14 protein-coding genes are annotated in these 18,353 nt (G+C 36.6%); 6 read left to right on the top strand and 8 right to left on the bottom strand.

The features are described from left to right. Window positions 1-135 precede the first annotated feature (135 nt). The 4 genes from MUB18_RS10475 to MUB18_RS10460 all read left to right on the top strand — a co-directional run bounded on the left by MUB18_RS10475 (window position 136) and on the right by MUB18_RS10460 (window position 3,726). Window positions 136-1,668, top strand: coding sequence for an NYN domain-containing protein (locus MUB18_RS10475; protein ID WP_248755864.1), 1,533 nt, complete (start codon window positions 136-138; stop codon window positions 1,666-1,668). 337 nt (window positions 1,669-2,005) lie between these two features. Beyond that, window positions 2,006-2,383, top strand: coding sequence for a YidH family protein (locus tag MUB18_RS10470; RefSeq protein ID WP_045752708.1), 378 nt, complete (start codon window positions 2,006-2,008; stop codon window positions 2,381-2,383). 190 nt (window positions 2,384-2,573) lie between these two features. After that, window positions 2,574-3,086: an RNA polymerase sigma factor gene (locus tag MUB18_RS10465; protein WP_248755863.1), complete on the top strand. Its 513-nt coding sequence runs from the start codon at window positions 2,574-2,576 to the stop codon at window positions 3,084-3,086. Further along, window positions 3,076-3,726: a hypothetical protein gene (locus MUB18_RS10460; protein WP_045752706.1), complete on the top strand. Its 651-nt coding sequence runs from the start codon at window positions 3,076-3,078 to the stop codon at window positions 3,724-3,726. The genes MUB18_RS10465 and MUB18_RS10460 overlap by 11 nt, the downstream gene beginning before the upstream one ends. A 102-nt stretch (window positions 3,727-3,828) precedes the next feature. On the opposite strand, the gene MUB18_RS10455 is transcribed toward MUB18_RS10460, so the two are convergent. Genes MUB18_RS10455 through MUB18_RS10445 form a run of 3 tightly spaced genes read right to left on the bottom strand, consistent with a single transcriptional unit; the run spans window position 3,829 to window position 7,429 of the window. Then, complete coding sequence (locus tag MUB18_RS10455) at window positions 3,829-5,064, bottom strand: Glu/Leu/Phe/Val dehydrogenase dimerization domain-containing protein (RefSeq protein WP_248755862.1); 1,236 nt, start codon at window positions 5,062-5,064, stop codon at window positions 3,829-3,831. Between the two features lie 47 nt (window positions 5,065-5,111). Further along, window positions 5,112-6,239, bottom strand: coding sequence for a 4-hydroxyphenylpyruvate dioxygenase (gene hppD / locus MUB18_RS10450; protein ID WP_248755861.1), 1,128 nt, complete (start codon window positions 6,237-6,239; stop codon window positions 5,112-5,114). Between the two features lie 29 nt (window positions 6,240-6,268). Beyond that, a complete protein-coding gene (locus tag MUB18_RS10445) occupies window positions 6,269-7,429 on the bottom strand; it encodes a homogentisate 1,2-dioxygenase (protein ID WP_045752704.1) in 1,161 nt (386 codons plus the stop codon). Between the two features lie 380 nt (window positions 7,430-7,809). Here MUB18_RS10445 and MUB18_RS10440 point away from each other — a divergent pair, with 380 nt between their 5' ends. Continuing rightward, entirely contained in the window at window positions 7,810-8,784 is a 975-nt protein-coding gene (locus MUB18_RS10440) for a fumarylacetoacetate hydrolase family protein (RefSeq protein WP_248755860.1), read from the top strand. A 31-nt stretch (window positions 8,785-8,815) separates the two neighbouring features. Beyond that, window positions 8,816-9,724 (top strand): flavin reductase family protein, encoded by a 909-nt coding sequence (locus tag MUB18_RS10435; protein ID WP_248755859.1) that lies wholly within the window; start codon window positions 8,816-8,818, stop codon window positions 9,722-9,724. A gap of 84 nt (window positions 9,725-9,808) precedes the next feature. Here MUB18_RS10435 and MUB18_RS10430 read toward each other — a convergent pair whose 3' ends face one another. From MUB18_RS10430 to MUB18_RS10410, 5 genes are all read right to left on the bottom strand, one after another. Beyond that, a complete protein-coding gene (locus MUB18_RS10430; protein ID WP_248755858.1) occupies window positions 9,809-10,882 on the bottom strand; it encodes a phytase in 1,074 nt (357 codons plus the stop codon). A 23-nt stretch (window positions 10,883-10,905) separates the two neighbouring features. Next, window positions 10,906-11,910, bottom strand: a complete 1,005-nt coding sequence (locus MUB18_RS10425; RefSeq protein ID WP_248755857.1) for a metallophosphoesterase — start codon at window positions 11,908-11,910, stop codon at window positions 10,906-10,908. Window positions 11,911-12,166: 256 nt separating this feature from the next. Beyond that, the gene (locus tag MUB18_RS10420; protein ID WP_248755856.1) at window positions 12,167-14,977 is read right to left on the bottom strand and encodes a TonB-dependent receptor; all 2,811 of its coding nucleotides are present in this window, start codon (window positions 14,975-14,977) and stop codon (window positions 12,167-12,169) included. 197 nt (window positions 14,978-15,174) lie between these two features. Beyond that, complete coding sequence (locus tag MUB18_RS10415; protein ID WP_248755855.1) at window positions 15,175-16,938, bottom strand: aromatic amino acid hydroxylase; 1,764 nt, start codon at window positions 16,936-16,938, stop codon at window positions 15,175-15,177. A gap of 431 nt (window positions 16,939-17,369) precedes the next feature. Continuing rightward, a complete protein-coding gene (locus MUB18_RS10410) occupies window positions 17,370-17,909 on the bottom strand; it encodes a GNAT family N-acetyltransferase (protein WP_045752698.1) in 540 nt (179 codons plus the stop codon). Window positions 17,910-18,353: the final 444 nt, after the last annotated feature.

Genomic DNA, 18,353 nt, shown 5'->3' with positions numbered 1-18,353 from the left:
ACTTAACATATTCAATACAAACTATATCATCTGAATGTTCAGATTGTTCTAGTGCGTTAAAATCAAATTAAGGTAAATAAATAACTTATCATTTCAGGAGAATTCAATTTATAGCGCATATTAAAAACACAAGGGATGCCAGAAGAAACAGAAAAAAAAATAGCGATCTTGATTGATGCTGATAATATCTCATATAAAAAAATAGAAGAGATATTGAATGAAGTAAAACGATATGGAATCCCTACGATCAAGCGTATCTACGGTGACTGGACCAGTCCTTATGTAGAAAATTGGAAAGATAGCCTCTTAACCCATGCGATCACCCCTATTCAACAATATAGCTACACCCAGGGTAAAAATTCAACAGATTCGGCTTTAATTATCGATGCGATGGATATTTTACACTCGGATCGTGTAGATGGATTTTGTATTGTATCCAGTGACAGTGATTTCACCCGTTTAGCGACTAGGCTTCGCGAATCAGGTAAATTAGTGATCGGTATTGGCGAACGGAAAACACCTAAACCTTTTATTTCTTCTTGCGACAAATTTATATATGTCGAAATATTAGAAAAAGAAGTTTCTAAAAAAGCTGTGAAAAAGAAAAATAATAATTCCGGTTCAACTCCCAATCCCGTTATTGACCGAAATAAAATTTCTGCCTTGGATGAAGAGACACTGGAGCTATTAAAAGATACGGTAGATGATACTGCTGATGAAAGCGGATGGGCGTTTTTAGGTGAAATAGGTAGCCTATTTAATAAAAGAAAACCAGATTTTGATGCTAGAAACTACGGTTATGAGAAAATATCACATCTTTTTAAGGCTTACAAAGAAGATTTTGAAATTGAGGAGCGTAATACGGAAAAATCAAGAATAAAAAATTACTACATCAGAAATATCATCAATAAACCCCTACAAGCAAATCCTGCTCTTACGACAGCAGCAAGCGCAACTAGTACTCAAGCTGCTCCAACGAATAGTACTTCTCATCATGCAAAACCTCATGTTGCGCCCAACCAACCTATAAATCCAACAACTCAACAAGCCAAATCTATACCGCTGCCCGTACCTGCACCGACTGAACGAAATAACCTGTCGCCAAAGCAAGGAAAATCAAAAGGAAAATCAAAAAATACAAATCCTACTATAACTGCGTCCGAGGTCAATATAGCTAATCAACAGGCAAAACTTTCAACTCCTACTGTCCAACCATCTACTGAACGACCTAACACCATTCAAAAAGAAGTAAAGAAAACAAATAGTCAGACAAAAACAAACTTACCTTCACAACCTGAGGATTTAGGAACACAAACAGCAAGTGCTAGTACCCCTACAACGACAGGAAAAGGACATGTGACAGAGGTGGATTATGCAATTATTCCTTCAAAAGGAAATCAAATTACAGCAGAAGATGTGACTAAAAATCAAATTAGAATCACGAAGGATCTAAAACCTTTATTTCCAAATAAGACTAAAAAGATTATAATACTGATTAAAAATGAATACGAGTGTGCTTTTTCTTACAGAAGAGATCGTTCTCATGTCCTCAGTTTGGGACAACATGCTGCGGAAGAACTTGAACTTGAAGCTGGCACAAAGATTAAATTGGTAAAATTGGGAGATAACTCCTATCAGTTAGAGAAAATAAGCAAAGAAAGTAACTAAAATTATTATAAGCTTTGTAATTTTATTAATGCAATATCACAAAATAACGATAAGTTTATTTCTTGGCACAACATTTGAAATAACTTTTATTCATAATTTAGATTAATAATTGGTTAGAAAATGCCTGAAGTTCCCAGCTTTAGGCATTTTCATTATGACAACATGCCCAACATATCAATAAAGATATACAGCTTATTATTCGACATAACTTAGATAAATAATTACCATAATTTTTAAAATTAAAAATCCTCGAAATAAGGTATGTATTCATTTACCAAGACCAGACAAAGTAAATCAATCTCGCTTTTTGATTGTTATATCGTATATCGGAAATATTATGGATAATCAACCTCAGAAAAAAACAAGTGACCATTTGGCCAATGAACGTACATTCTTAGCATGGATACGCACGAGTATCGGAATCATGGGATTTGGGTTTGTGGTCGTAAAATTTTCATTATTTGTAAAACAAGTGAGCTTAATACTACATAACAACCAACATATTCTACAAAAGGGGTATTCTGGCGCAATTGGTGTCACACTGGTTGCACTTGGAGCTATGACAGCACTGTTTGCTTACCTCAATTATAAAAAAATAGAAAAAGAGATCGATGCAGATACGTATGGAAGCTCCAATCCGCTTATCATGCTGTCTACTTTTGGGCTTATATTCGTCAGCGCATTATTGATATGGTACCTCATAGATAGTATTTAAAAAAGTTTTATCTATCTAAAATAGATAGGATCTACACCTCGGTCCGCAATGTTTGTTTTTTTTAAAAAAAGTGTAACGAAAGGAGTTCCACTTGTACTTACTAATTAAAACAACAAAAAAGGAATGTATTTTTAAGCATTAAACGTTGAAAATGCTGTCCAGACCACTAAAATTTTTGCAATAATATAAGATGTTAGTAGATTATTCAAGTGAAAAAACATTTCTGAATCTGATGGAGGTTCACAAAGGTATCCTACATAAGGTAGCTCGTCTCTATATGGACAGCCCAGAAGACCGAGAAGACTTACAGCAGGAAATCATAATTCAATTATGGAAATCTTACCAAAACTTTAAAGGAGATAGTGCTTTTTCTTCTTGGATGTATCGAGTAGCGATTAATACAGCTATTTCTTACTTTAAAAAGGAAAAGCGCAGAAGTGATATTTATGATTATGCAAGTGCTAAAGAACCAGAAAATGAAGCCTACAACCCAGAAAAGGATCGACAACTCGAGGTATTCTATCAGGCTGTACAGCAGTTAAATCCCGTAGAAAAGGCTTTGATATTTTACTTTATGGAAGGACTTTCGCATCGTGAAACGGGATTTCAGCTAGGAATAAGTGAAGGAAATGTACGCGTAAAACTCAATAGAACTAAAGAAAAATTACAACAAATCATAAAAAAAACAGGTTATGAATCTTGATAAATTAAAATCGGCGTGGAATACTGAAAACACGGACGATGTCCATATTCCAGCACAAATAAAACAATTGAGACAAGCTAAACATCCTTTAGATAAACTCAAGCAAAATATGAAGAAGGAATGGTATATACAGATTGTAGCAATCCTATTTTTGGGATTTTTCCCACCACTGTTTCATCTCCATCCTTCATTGCATGTTATCTATTATGCTTCTTATGCCTTATTAGTTGTTATTTCAGCATATTATTTGAACTTATTCCGATTATTTTATAATAGGATTAACCATTACACTGCTGATACAAAAGATAGCTTGACCGAAATATATTACGATTTTAAATTAAATATAGAGCGCTATCACGCTTTTGGTTTTCTTCTACTCCCTACAGCGCTGATTGCTATAGCTTTATATGTATACAGTACTTTATTGGAAAAAGGAAAAGATTTTTCGTCCATCTCTCCTCAATTCAAAGTAACACTTATTATTCTTACGCTGGTGGTCAGTTTAAGTTTTATCTTATCTATACTGGCGTGGACACGGTATTTTTATGGCCCATATGTCAACCAATTGAAAAAAGTATTGGATGAGCTAAAAGCTGAAGAACTGAAGGACGGCCAAACCGCTAAAAAAAAGATGACCTAACTAGAGAAGAATAAGATATAGCATCAATTATTATAAAAAAAGCATTTGTGGTTTTTCTCACAAATGCTTTTTCATATATCCATCTTTGCATGGGAGAACTAATCAAATCAATTGCTTTAGGGCAATTTCATATGCTTTGGATGATAGATGTGTTTTGGAATCGGATACTGCTCTTATTTGATCGATCGCTTGTCCGATAATACGCGATACATCTGAGAATAATGCATCATCACTGATCTCTACATTGGGCTGCATCAGATATGCAAAAACACGTGCCATACCACAATTTGCTATAAAATCGGGAATGACGGATACCTGCGTATCGGCATATTCCATCACGGGTCCATAAAAAATTTCACGATCTGAAAAAGGAACATTGGCTCCTGAAGCAATCAGTTCAAGTCCATGCGCGACCAATTCACTGACCTGCTCTTTAGAAACCAGCCGTGAAGCGGCAGCAGGAATAAAAATAGCTGCGCCCATATGCCAGATCTGCTGGTTCACTTCTTCAAAAGAAAGTAATTCAGGGCTATACAATTCGTTTCCTTTACGATTGAGAAACAAGGTCGTGATTTCTGCTTCGGTAAAACCTAGAGGATTAATCAATCCGCCAGCACGGTCAATAATTCCGACAATCTTTACCCCTATCTTACTGAGATAAAATGCTGCTGCTGCTGCAACATTTCCCCAACCTTGAATGATTGCACTCTTACCCGCACAATTACTCTCATAGCATCTGTAAAAATGTTTAACAGCTTCTGCCACGCCATAGCCTGTAATCATATCCGCTATCTTATATTTTCTTTTCATATCAGGACTATATGCTGGGTCTTCTAAAACTTTAGAAACGCCATACCTAAGTTGACCGATCTGATGGATGCGTTCATTTTCACGCACCTTGAAATGACCATTCAACACACCTTCTTGAGGGTGCCAGAGACCATATTGTTCTGTTAACGGAATGACGTCGTGAATTTCATCGACATTGAGATCACCGCCTGTACCGTAGTAATTTTTAAGCAAAGGAGTGACAACTTTAAACCACCTATCCAATACACCTATTTTTCTCGGATCAGATGGATCAAAATTAATTCCTGATTTGGCTCCTCCTATAGGAGGTCCCGAAACGGTAAACTTCACCTCCATGGTCTTGGCTAATGATTCTACTTCGTTCTTATCCAATCCCAACCGCATCCTTGTACCTCCTCCAGCTGCTCCACCACGCAACGAATTAATAACAACCCATCCTTCTGCCTCAGTTTCTGTATCTTTCCATTCAAAAATGATCTCAGGTCTTTTTTGTTCAAAAGCTTGCAGAAGCTCTTTCATATTTTCCATAGTATCTACATTCTATTTTTAACTTATACAAGCTATTGGTATACTGATTATAAATTCCCTCTTTTCTCCTGTTCCCGTTCGATAGCTTCAAATAAAGCTTTAAAATTACCTGCACCAAAACTTTGAGCTCCTTTGCGTTGTATAATTTCAAAGAATAACGTGGGACGATCTTCTACTGGTTTTGTGAAGATCTGTAAAAGGTAACCTTCATCGTCACGATCAACTAAAATACCGAGATCTTGAATAATTTTTATTTCTTCATCAATCTGACCTACTCGTTCGGGCAACATATCGTAATAGGCTTCTGGCGGCGCACCTAAAAACTCTACACCGCGAGCTTTCAAGGCTTTGATTGTCTTTACAATATCATGTGTTGCCAAAGCAGCATGCTGTACACCCTCTCCTTCATAAAATTCGAGGTACTCTTCGATCTGGGATTTCTTCTGCCCCTCTGCTGGTTCATTGATTGGAAATTTAACATAACCATTCCCATTGCTCATCACCTTACTCATTAATGCCGAATACTCCGTATTGATCTGCTTATCATCAAAAGAAAGCACATTAACAAATCCCATGACGCGCTGGTACCAATCTACTGTTTCATTCATTTTGTTCCAACCCACATTACCAACACAATGATCAATATATAATAACCCAACTTCATCGGGTTGATAGTCACTGCTCCATGCTTGATATCCGGGCAAGAACACACCATTATAATGCTTACGTTCGACAAAGAGGTGTACTGTTTCGCCATAGGTATATATCCCCGAAGTAACTGCTTCACCATATTCATCAGTGAGTACCTTCGGTTCTTGATACACACGAGCTCCTCTTTTAGTGGTTTCTTCAAAAGCTTTAGTCGCATCATCTACCCAAAGGGCAAGAATCTTGACTCCATCACCATGCTGTTTCACATGTTCTGATATCGGATGATCCGATCGTAGAGCAGTAGTCAATACCAACCGGATCTTACCTTGTCTCAATACATAGGAAGCTCGATCTCGGATTCCTGTTTCTGGTCCAGCATAAGCTTCGGACTGAAATCCAAAAGCTGTTTTATAAAAGTGAGCTGCTTGCTTGGCATTGCCCACATAAAATTCAATATAATCTGTGCCATTGATGGGCAGAAAATCTTGCGCTAAAGCTATTTTCTCAGCAAAAGTCTGTTTCATTATCTTATATTTTAAGAGTATATTTAATATTATTCACTCAACCACGATTTGTAATAATCTGGATCTTCAATGGCTAGTGCTTCTTCTGTCAACATTAATGGTCTAAATGGGTCAATCATAACCGCCAATTCATCGGTCTGCTTCTGTCCGATACTTTTCTCCACGGTACCTGGATGTGGGCCGTGGGGAATGCCACCAGGATGTAACGTTATCTGCCCACGTTCTACACTTTTGCGGCTCATAAAATCGCCATCAACATAATATAAGACTTCATCAGAATCTACATTACTATGGCTGTAAGGGGCGGGAATGGACTCTGGATGATAATCATACAGACGAGGACAAAAGCTACACACAACAAAAGTATCGGTCTCAAAAGTTTGGTGTACAGGTGGTGGTTGATGCAGTTTTCCTGTGATAGGCATAAAATCGTGAATAGAGAATGCCCATGGATAATGATAACCATCCCAACCAATGAAATCAAAAGGATGACTACCATAAATATAGGGATAGATCAATCCTTGTTTTTTAATTTTAACTTCAAATTCTCCGATTTCATCAATAGTTTCTAATGCAGCAGGCCTTCTGATATCCCTTTCATAAAAAGGAGCGTGCTCCATCAATTGCCCAAATTCATTACGATAACGTTTGGGAGTACGAATTGGGGAAAATGATTCGATTATAAACAAGCGATTGTCAGGATGATCAAAATGAATCTGATAAATCACTCCTCTAGGAATAACAATATAGTCGCCATAAGCAAAAGGAATTTGCCCATATCCTGTTTTGATGATACCTGAGCCTTCATGAATAAAGATGATCTCGTCAGCTTGACTATTCTTATAAAAATAATTGGTCATTGATGTCTGAGGTGCAGCGAGTGAAATATGGAGATCATCATTGACCAGAACGGGAATACGACTTTCTAAGTAATCGTCTTTTTTTTGTACCGCAAAACCTTTTAAGCTCGTGTGCTTGAGATGCTTGCTACGCGCTATTTTTGGGGAAACATCATAGGCTTCTCCAATCTGTTTGACCAGTGTTGGCGGATGGCAGTGATAAACTAATGAATAAGTACTCGAAAAACCATGTGTAGAAACCAATTCTTCGGAGTAGAGTGCACCATTAGGCTTCCGAAATACGGTATGTCTTTTAGGAGGAACTTTTCCCAATTGATGATAAAGTGGCATAAGTAACTAAATTAAAAAAGTGAAATGATATATGCTGCGGCAAGGGTTAGACAAGTAACTCTAGCACAAATAAATAACGAAGAGGGAAGATTATTTAATATTGAGCAAACACCACATCAGCGATCAATGCCTTCAAGAAAGCACTCATTCCTAAAATGACTCTCTTATTTATGAGTCTACTGGTGTTCATAATTGGATTTTTTATTTAATCAAATATAATATTTTATTTTTTAATATTTCAAATTAAATATATAAAATGATTAGCGAACTTCCTATATTTAACCCAATTGCGTTGCAGAGGACATGCGACTATAATCTTTTTTATTGCATTTAAGAGCATAAAGAACAGAAACCAATTTTAATATTATATACATCAGATTATGAAACTCATTACCTGTATTCTGGGAGAAAACGAGTGTTTGGCTTTTTTAATTGGCACACATATCTATCCTTGTGACAAGGTCGACAAATCCTTTCCGAATACCATGGATCGCTATTTACTTACAGACCATACGGTAAAGAGAACTATGCGTGAGGCATACCTTTCACTTTGCACTGCAACTACTAATAGCACACCGTATACGATTGATAATACCATTATAAATGCACCTGTACCTCGTCCGGGTTCACTGCGTGATGCCTATGCCTTTCGTCAGCATGTTTACACCTCTCGTCGCAATCGTGGACTAGAAATGATTGCCGAGTTTGACCAATTTCCTGTCTTTTATTTTTCAAATCATAGAGCTATCTGTGGACCTGGAGCAGTGGCTTGCATGCCTAAACATTTTGATAAACTTGATTTTGAACTGGAAGTTGCTATTGTCATACAGAAGCAGGGGCGGAATATACCCGCTTCGGAAGCTGATGACTATATAGCTGGTTATATGATCATGAACGACATCAGTGCTCGAACACTTCAGATGGAAGAGATGAAGCTCAATTTGGGACCAGCCAAAGGAAAAGATTTTGCGACGGTCATAGGACCGTGCCTAGTAACAGCCGATGAATTGGAAAAATATAGAGTAGATCCTCCTAAAGGCCATGTTGGCGCCACTTATAATCTTGAAATGTCGTGCTCGGTAAATGGAAAACTGGTCTCCATGGGTAATCTTCGAGATATGGACTGGACGTTTGCCGAAATCATTGAACGCATTTCTTATGGTGTGGATATATTTCCGGGAGATGTAATTGGCTCAGGAACTGTAGGTACTGGCTGTTTCTTAGAGCTCAATGGAACTGGAAAATTAAATGATCCAGATTACAAAGAACAATGGTTGACAGAGGGTGATGAGATCACCATGAACGTAACTGGTCTTGGTCAGCTGGAGAATCACATTGTGCGAATAAATAATTAAGAATAATAAATTTAAATTAGCAATATAGCTTATGAAACCAGAAAAAACAACAGTAATAGATCCTGTAGCACAACAAGCTATCTTTGATGATCTCATCAAATATGCTGTAGCACCGCGTCCTATCTGTTTTGCCAGCACGATAGATGCTGCAGGTGAGGTCAACTTGAGCCCCTTCAGCTATTTTAATTTCATGTCTCAGCAACCACCTATATGTGTTTTTTCTCCCTTATTAAGGATGCGAGATGGCTCAACAAAACATACATTAGATAATATCGAAGAGGTACCAGAAGTAGTGATCAATATTGTAAATTATGCTATGGTACAGCAACAATCACTCGCGAGTACTGAATATGGAAAAGGTATAAATGAATTTGAAAAATCGGGTTTCACAGCAATTGCATCGGAACTGATCAAACCGCCTCGTGTTGCAGAATCACCCATACAGTTGGAATGTAAAGTTAAAGAAATCATCAGTCTTGGAGATGGCCCTGGAGGTGGCAATATGGTTATTGCAGAAGTTGTTAGAATGCATATTCACAAAACTTTATTGGATGATGACCATCAGATCACACAAGAGTCCCTCGATCTTGTTGCTCGCTTAGGTGGTAACTGGTACTGTCGCGTCACCAAAGAATCTTTATTTGAGGTTCCAAAACCCCTGAGAAATCTAGGAATTGGAGTTGATGCACTTCCTGAACATATTCGCTTTTCGGAAATCCTAACAGGTAATCATTTGGGAAGATTAGCTAATGTCGAGCAATTACCTGTATTGACTGATGAAAACAGATTAAGTTTAGATCCAAATGTCAAAGCGATATGGGATCAATCGCAAGAGCAGCTACCATTAAGACGGAAACTTCTCCAGATGTATGCCGCTAAGCTATTGGATGAAGATAAGTTGACTCTCGCTTGGCAGGTCCTTTTATTGGAGATCGAATAAATAAGATTTTTTTAACTAAAGTTGCCCACCGATATGGTTCAGGTTGAAGCATATCGGTGGGCAACTAATTTTTTTAAATAACCACTATTTTCCTACTTCAATACGTTTTTGAACTTCATTCCAGTCATATATATGAAATACTTTACCATTACTCATGGCTACTAACATACCATTTGGAAATTCAGGACCTAGATTGACATGCGTTGCATCTGCACCGTCGCACTCTACAGCAGCAACGGGAATGTCTGCCAATAATTTGTAAGCGTGGGGATTGGAAGCTTCACCTTCTCTTGGATAAACTAAAAAAGAATTATTCTGTTGATTAGAAACTAGAATATAACCTGTTTTCTCCCCTGTTTTATAAATAGCAATACCTTCATGATCACGTTTAGCTTCTCCTTTAGCAAAGAGAGCTAATTCTTTATTATTATTTAGAGCGGGATCAGCAAAATACTTGCGCACTCCTACTGTTTCATCTGAATAATACACATAACCTAACTCATTGTCTACAGCAATCGCTTCGATTTCCTTTGCTCCGCTATAAGCACCAAACTTGCGTACAACTTCTGCCTGAATAGTGCCATCAGGTTTCCCACTTAACTTATACTGCCATAAATAGCTGCCTGAAGATCCAGTTTTTCTGCCAACAATAGCATAGATTTCATTCGTTAAAGAGTCGATCTTTTTGGTATATACTGCTATCCCCATACCATCTCGTTCATCTTCTCCTTTTTCACCGACAAACACCTCTATACCACCTCCATCTACTGGTTTCAGATCTGGAAGACTATATATTCTTATTTTATGAGATTTACGTTCGGTGGTAATAGCTATATCTATCTTTTTACCATTGATCATGATACCGTAAGCGATATCTACATTATTAGGGCGTTGCAATCCCGTTACTTTATTGACAATCTTTCCTTTTAGATCATACAGATATAAACCACCATTTATTTCTTTGTCTGTACCTACGATCAAACTTTTGCTAGGGTCTCGTGGGTTAATCCAAATTGCGGGATCATCTGTATCGTATTCGGTCTGCTCAGTCACTACTGTCGGTCTCAGTGCATTGGATGCCACTGGGGCAAGCTGATCACTACATGACACCGTTAATGTCAACGCTAATAATCCGTATAAAATAGATATTGATTTCATTTTGCTTACGTTATAAGATATAATTATTTTGATTTAATCGTGATACTCTTTAATAATTTGGCGTTACCAGTTTTGGCTTGAATGGCTTGTATAAGCATAGTCTCTCCTACTATCGTAAATGCCATAAAACCTGGTTCTGCAGCTGCAAAAATCGTACCTTCACGCTCTCCTGTAGGTCTCACTTCACTTCCTGCCCCTGTCAGAAACTGCGTCGTAAAGCGATTTTTGGGACGAATGACCTGAAGGTCGTGCTCGTGTCCACATATGTAAGCCTGCACGCCATATTGATCAAAAAGAGTTGCAAATTTTGCTTCAAAAGACTTGGTATCTTTATTATCTTTTCGCTTGCCACCACTATATAAAGGATGATGTCCTACTACGACCTTCCATTTGATAGCTGGATCGGTATCGGATAAAGTTTCAATTAACCACTTTTTTTGAGCAACTGTATCTTGTTGTGCTAAATCTGGATACTTACCATCATTATGATGATAACTTTCAATAAAAGGATTGGTATCCATAAACACCATCAATAGTGTACTACCATCCTCCAACTTGAATTTTTTCTTAAAATAAGGACTTGGCATATTCCATCTACGGCTAATCTGAGTGTAGTTAATCTGCGCACTGATATTTCCTCTATAATCATGATTGCCTAAAATAACATACCAATCCTGATATAGATTGGGATGTGTATAAATCTCTTCAAAAGAAGATTTCCAATGTTGATCTTGTGTACTTGCTACTCCAGAAGGGTAAAAATTATCGCCTACCGATACTATAAACTCGGCATCCAGAGTAATCGCAGTCCGCCCTAATTCTGCTGCCACATCTTTTTGATAATATTCGCCAACACGTCCAAAATCTCCTAATGCTAAGAAGGTAAATCCATCCTTTAGCAATGTGAGCTCAGGTGTGAACCCACCTTTATATCCAGATTGTCTTTCTTCTTGCTGTAGCACGGTTTGTGCAAAGATTTGTTGCAGCACCAACACTGTAAAAATGGTTAAGAATAATCTTTTTTTCATCAATTTTAATATATGTATATATTTTTGTTTTACTGAACTTCTATTAGTTCAGTTTGTTGATTTCGCTTTTGTACTGACAGATATTGGTTGCAGATGATCTTTAAAATTTTTAATTCATGAAATTAAATAAGATCCTAACAAACTCATTAACATAGATATACTTCAAGAAATTGAAATGGTCTTATCGAATTTTGTTAAAAATCCTGCATTGCGATCATGCGCCATGCAGGATGATATCTTTTAGATCATGCTTAACTTATAAGTCAAATTTAAGTCCTAAATTATAACGAGCTTGGTAATATTCCATTTGACTCGTACGGGATGAGATGCCTTGATAATAACGCAAAGGTTGATTTGTTAGGTTATTGGCTTCGGCAAATATGCGTAGCTTCTTTGTTATTTTGAATGCTGCATTGGCATCTACAAAAAGTTGCTTTCCGTAAAATAAGTCCTCAAAATCACTCCCACCTAATCCATCAATGTAACCTGCAGTATAATTGAGCGATACTCGAGATGAAAATCTATTGTTTTCCCAAGATAATGATCCGTTAAACATATGTGGTGCAGTACCGGGCAACTTCACATCAGTGCGCTCCTCTCCGTCTTCATTGGTGATACCTTTAGCTTTTGAATTGGTGTGCGTATAATTGACATATACACCGAACCCTTTTAAAAATGCGCCTGGTAAGAAATCTAATTGACGTTGAAATGCGATTTCAAATCCATATACATCAACATTGTCGCCATTACGTTGTTGCACAAACTTCCAGTTTTGATCATGTGGAATTGGATTTTTCTGTCCCGGAAAATTTGATGAAAATTTGTCATTTGTAAATTGCTTGTCAACATAAGTGTAGATGAAATCATTTAAATTTTTATAAAATAGACCAGCAGATATCAAACCAATAGATTTGTAGTATTTTTCAGCCATTAAATCAAAATTATAGGAGAAGGTCGCTTTCAAACTGGGATTACCCGCAAAAATTTCTGCATCTTCAGATAATGCACTTACATAAGGCGCTAAAGCATAATAATTGGGTCTAGCTAAAGCAGTGGTAAATGCAGTACGTAAAATGAATGAATCATCTACGTTATATTTGAAAGATAGACTTGGAAGTACATTGGTGTAATCATTTTTATGCTGAACACTCCCTTCTAAATCTTCCTCATCTACCACATAATTACCGGTATAATCGATTTTTGTATGTTCTACTCGAGCACCTACAATCATAGCTAATTTTGTACTGATATCTTGATCCCATCGCACATAGCCAGCAAAAATCTTCTCTTTCGCATTATAATTTTGAGTCAGATATTCACTTTGCTTGGCTTTTTCCTTAAAAAGAGCAGCATTTTTAAGGTCAAAGTTTCCCAAGTATTCACGGTTTACAAAATATCCTGGTACATATTTACTTCCTGCTTGATAATCTTCTCCCGAATAGAAGTTATTGGGTACAGCATCCAGCTTGCCAAGCGCATTGATGGGTGTATACTCATAAAAGATATTATCACGAGACTTGTCCTTCAGACGCATACGAAATCCTGTCCTGATACGACCTTTCTGATCTTTGATCATCGTAAGAGGAAAACGAATATTAAGTTTTGCCCCAAATTCACTTTCTTCTGTATAATTATCATTTTCAGAGATTGTACCAAGTTTAAAGTTTTCGGGCACATCTCCTGCAGAGGTCACTAAAGGAAATCGGCTGTTAGATAAGTCTTCTGTAATTAATACATCTTTTGCACGAAAGTCTATATAGCGTTCATGTGGTCTATCTTCACTTGCCGTTGCATAGTTTGCCGACCAATCAAGTGCGACTTTTGGATTTAATAGGTGTTCACCACCGATTGAATAATTCTGCACTTTTTGGGTTTCGAGGCGACTATTTTTATTTTTATTATCGTCTATGCCCCCTTTTGTTTCCCTGCGGATATTACCCTTATATCCTGTAATATTTTCTTGAGCATCATAAATAGCTTCGATATCACGGTATCGCACACGATAACGGTTCTCGCGATCATCACGCCAATTGTACATACCATTGGCATATAACATATGCTTATCATTAATCTTATAATCAAATGCTAATGCAGTGCTTCTGCGAATGCGTTGAACATCGTATTTACGAATATCCATTTCTTTCATAAATACCTGATCTTTCTTTCCTTGAGTCCAAACTCCTTCGACATTATCAGATCCGAAGCGATTATTATTGTAAGACCCACTCAAGACGATTCCAAATTTATTACTTGAGAAACGATTACCATATACCAAACCAGCTGTATAATTTCCTTTTTCACGAATAGGACCATACCCTCCAGCTGCTGTTGCGGATAATCGTTGCCCATTTGGCGAAGCTCGTGTAATTAGATTTACTGATCCGCCAATCGCATCTGCATCCATATCTGGTGTCAAGGTTTTATTCACTTCAATAGTAGAAATCATATCCGATGGAATTAGATCCATCTGTACATTACGATTATCTCCTTCTGCAGAAGGGATACGGTCTCCGTTTAAGGTGACTGAATTAAGATGTGGAGCTAAACCTCTGATGATAATATTGCGAGCCTCTCCTTGATCATTCTGCATGGTAATCCCTGGAACACGCTTCAAAGCATCGCCAATATTTGCATCTGGGAATCGGCCAACTTGATCTGAAGAAATGATATTAGTAATGTTTTGATTGTTTTTCTGTTGATTCAATGCTTTAGCTTGCCCCCGAGCCATATCTCCAAGAACAACTGCTTCCGCTAGCGATAAAGAAGAGGATGAAAGTTGAATCGTTATATAATTTTTTTGGCCATTTTTTACTACTATATTTTTCCGGATTGGCTGATAACCAATGTAAACCACAGAAACAGTGTAATTACCTGTCGGTAAGTTCAAAAATTCAAAGTGACCATTTTGATCCGATACAGTATAACGATTGCCTTCAAGCAGTTTTATGGTTGCTCCTGGCAAGGATAGATTGTCCGTATCATCCATTACTTTGCCCGTTAATAACGTAGACTGTGCATAGGTGCTCACAGTAACGATCAACAAAATCATCGTGTAAAAAATTCTCATAGTTTGCGTTATTTATAATGTCGCAAAACTATAAGTCTGACATGATGATAATGCTAATCTAATGTTACATAATCGTTAATATATTAAAAAAACAATTAAGTTCCATACTACTTAACAAAACAGTTTTAAAGTTTGAAAGTATATTCATAGTGATATACTTTCAAACTTTAAAGCTAACCACTAAAGAAAGCTAAGGGTTATTTACTAAGAAGCAATGCTATTTGATTATTTTTAGCTAATTGTATGCCATCCAAAATTAATTTTCTCAAGTGCTTATGATGACTGATAATTTCTTGAAGTCGATTTTCGATTTGCTTTGCTAAGTGTTCATGTTGATCATGTACAGCCAATTCTAATGTTTCGACATAGGCTAACCAGTCCATTGAAAAATTTTGCGCAATCATTTCATAGATTTCTGTTAATGAAATTTGCGATTCTCCTTTTCTACGTTGACGAATTAAACTATATAATTTATTTTTAGCTTTTCCAACTTCATCCTGCTCTTGAACAATTGTTTTATTTGCAGATACGGAGACTCCTTGCTCATAGGCTTCTTTATCTGCTGCACCACAGAAAACAGAGACAATATGCTCACCTACTGCCATATCATAAGTTCCCCACTCGGGATCAAATAAGATCTGACAAGACCGACTATCGATAACCTGACAAGGTGCCAAAGTAATCAATTGAATTTTGTTATCTTGCTTCACTATGGAACGAACTATTCCCCTTACCTCAATACCAGATTCGAATAGGAATATACTCTCCTTATCTATCTCAATACCATAACGGTTCATATCAGATTCATCGAAATCTTCAAATGCTTTATCAGATCCCGATAAACGCCCAACTGGGGAACTAAATCCATCAGCATGGTATGACTTGCCATGCCCCATGAGTTGTTTATCTTGATATGCCAGTGCGGTAGGTCCTACTGTTTTGATATATGCGATGGTTTCATCGACGATACCTGGTTGAAATAGACCAGATATTTGTAAGCCTGAGCTATATACAATTGTACACAGGTTTTTGCAGGCAATAGCTTTTTCTAATCCTAATTTTCCTCCTATACGAAATGACATGGTATTTGCAAATTGATCTAATACTTCACGTAATTGATTGAAATCTGAAGTAACAAATAATTGAGGTTGCGGCTTAGTGATATCATAAGAGTAGTCTAATGCCTTGAGAGTATAAGGTAATTTGGGAATCTCTTTACGCATACATGATGCGCTTTCACCAATGGACGACAGCAATCCTGCACCATAAATTTTGGGATCGTCAACAGTCCCAATTAATCCATATTCGACAGTCCACCAATGTAGTCTACTAAGCAATGCCATCTCGGAAGGCTCCCCCATATTGGACTGTATATCAACTAGTTTTCCCTCAGCCGTTTCAATTTGCTTGATAGTGGCACTGCTACTTTCTTTGAGAATAGATAAATGCCTAATGGCCTCATACAATTCGAAATCCTTTTCTGAAAACATCGCTTTTGTACCGATTTCTCCAAAATATTGCAAGTATGCGGCATATTCAGGTTCTCCAATAATTGGAGCATGCCCCGATGACTCATGGATAATATCTGGTGCTGGTGTGTATTCAATATGTTCAATCTGACGTATATCTGCTGCCACAACGAGTACCCGATACGCTTGAAATTCCATAAAGGCCGCTGGGGGTATAAATCCATCAACGGCTGCGGCTCCCCATCCTATCTTTTTGAGGCTATCATTCATAGCTTGCAAATTTGGGATTTCCTCAATAGTCAATCCTGCTTTACGAAGCCCGGGAATATAGGGATAATAGGCAATATCTCGGAGATAGGCATAGTTTTGTCGCATGACATATCGCCATACTGCTTGATCAATCGCTGTGTAACGCTGATAGTGCTGTGGCACGATATAACGTTTTAAATGTTGAGGTAGTTGATTTAATACTGGGTTACCGTAAGTTTCCATTTGCATATTAAGCTATATACAAATTTAACTTATTTTCTCACACCTAAGCACTAGAATATGAAACAGTTACAGCATTACCACATTTTCAATACAGTAATAATAATAATAATCAATAGAAGTATTTTTTATTTTTTTTACAAACTTATTCAATCTCTCTTAGCAATCATTTAAAAAAAATGCACACTGTTGTTGATTTTTGTAAAAAATAAATAATTTCCAATTCTCATTGAGCATATCATTTTAATACCTACTATAATTTGGTCAAGATCATAAAATAATATATATCAGCAGGTTTACTAGTGGCTAGCAATAATAGTATTTGAAATCTTTATGAATATCAGTCTAGAAATACTGAAAACTAGATTAAGCTCAAGATCAAATATAAAAATACACTCCTTGATGCAGTAAATTTATTCATTTGAAAAAGACGGCTATCTATCACGATATGCTTCTTTTCTAATGGCATAAAGTACATTGATACGATTGGGTTCACCATGATATGCTACTTCTTCCAATCTGACTTTTTTTGCTCCTAATTTTTCCATTGCTTTTTTAGACCGCTCGTTAGTATTTCCAACATGGAAATAAACGATATCAACGTGATCGAACACATAATCAAGCATCATTTTTTTTACTTGAGGATTAATACCTTGACCCCATGTCTTTGTGCCATAAAATGTGTAGCCAATGAAAATCGCTTTCTCGTCTGCATTATAATTGTAAAATCGTGTACTTCCTAATATCTCATTTGAGTGTTTATCTTGTATCAAATATGCACCTTTACTGAGCAGAGCGCCTTCAAAGAAATTTTCAAATACGGACCGTTCAAATCTATTTTTATTGGGATGCTGTTCCCATACTCTAGGATCTTTAGCGACAGCATAGAGTCTTTCAAAGTCATCTTGCTGAACTGGAATTAATCTAACTTGACTATTTTCAAGCTGAATTTGAATCGAAAATGGTGTTACCATATTTATTTAGTAATGCGAATAGTTGACAACAATTTAAGCAAACTGTTTTTAATATAAAGGTGTTAAAAAATATTTTTCATAAAAATGCATAGTAAAAGTTTCAATTTAAAATATTACTGAAGAGAAAGATCATGATAACTACTTGTTTTGAAGCATGTTTTATCCGCATTACAATAATCTCATATATTTTGCAAACATCCTCTTTATCAAAATTAAATTCTAAACATTAAAATTAAGACGGTATCAATACTAGACCGTTTTGCGATTCGGTTCAAAAAAGAGCCTCATCGTAATGATTTTGTCACAATCTTAATATTTTTCATACTGTTGTATAAATTATTCTATTTTTACACCTCCTTTACAAGTCTTTTTTGGAAGATTAATAAAGGTTATAACAATAAATAAGCGCATTGGCGATAAAATAAGATTAAACTAAAATTACAA

Source organism: Sphingobacterium sp. PCS056 (assembly GCF_023273895.1).
GTDB lineage: Bacteria > Bacteroidota > Bacteroidia > Sphingobacteriales > Sphingobacteriaceae > Sphingobacterium.
Note: the sequence above shows the minus strand (reverse complement) of the source record. Positions and strands in the feature narration are given on the sequence as shown.

Excerpts from the sequence above, each read along its gene's own strand:
- MUB18_RS10475 (WP_248755864.1), top strand. The coding sequence starts at position 136 with ATGCCAGAAGAAACAGAAAAAAAAATAGCGATCTTGATTGATGCTGAT.
- MUB18_RS10470 (WP_045752708.1), top strand. The coding sequence starts at position 2,006 with ATGGATAATCAACCTCAGAAAAAAACAAGTGACCATTTGGCCAATGAA.
- MUB18_RS10465 (WP_248755863.1), top strand. The coding sequence starts at position 2,574 with ATGTTAGTAGATTATTCAAGTGAAAAAACATTTCTGAATCTGATGGAG.
- MUB18_RS10460 (WP_045752706.1), top strand. The coding sequence starts at position 3,076 with ATGAATCTTGATAAATTAAAATCGGCGTGGAATACTGAAAACACGGAC.
- MUB18_RS10455 (WP_248755862.1), bottom strand. The coding sequence starts at position 5,064 with ATGGAAAATATGAAAGAGCTTCTGCAAGCTTTTGAACAAAAAAGACCT.
- hppD (WP_248755861.1), bottom strand. The coding sequence starts at position 6,239 with ATGAAACAGACTTTTGCTGAGAAAATAGCTTTAGCGCAAGATTTTCTG.
- MUB18_RS10445 (WP_045752704.1), bottom strand. The coding sequence starts at position 7,429 with ATGCCACTTTATCATCAATTGGGAAAAGTTCCTCCTAAAAGACATACC.
- MUB18_RS10440 (WP_248755860.1), top strand. The coding sequence starts at position 7,810 with ATGAAACTCATTACCTGTATTCTGGGAGAAAACGAGTGTTTGGCTTTT.
- MUB18_RS10435 (WP_248755859.1), top strand. The coding sequence starts at position 8,816 with ATGAAACCAGAAAAAACAACAGTAATAGATCCTGTAGCACAACAAGCT.
- MUB18_RS10430 (WP_248755858.1), bottom strand. The coding sequence starts at position 10,882 with ATGAAATCAATATCTATTTTATACGGATTATTAGCGTTGACATTAACG.
- MUB18_RS10425 (WP_248755857.1), bottom strand. The coding sequence starts at position 11,910 with ATGAAAAAAAGATTATTCTTAACCATTTTTACAGTGTTGGTGCTGCAA.
- MUB18_RS10420 (WP_248755856.1), bottom strand. The coding sequence starts at position 14,977 with ATGAGAATTTTTTACACGATGATTTTGTTGATCGTTACTGTGAGCACC.
- MUB18_RS10415 (WP_248755855.1), bottom strand. The coding sequence starts at position 16,938 with ATGGAAACTTACGGTAACCCAGTATTAAATCAACTACCTCAACATTTA.
- MUB18_RS10410 (WP_045752698.1), bottom strand. The coding sequence starts at position 17,909 with ATGGTAACACCATTTTCGATTCAAATTCAGCTTGAAAATAGTCAAGTT.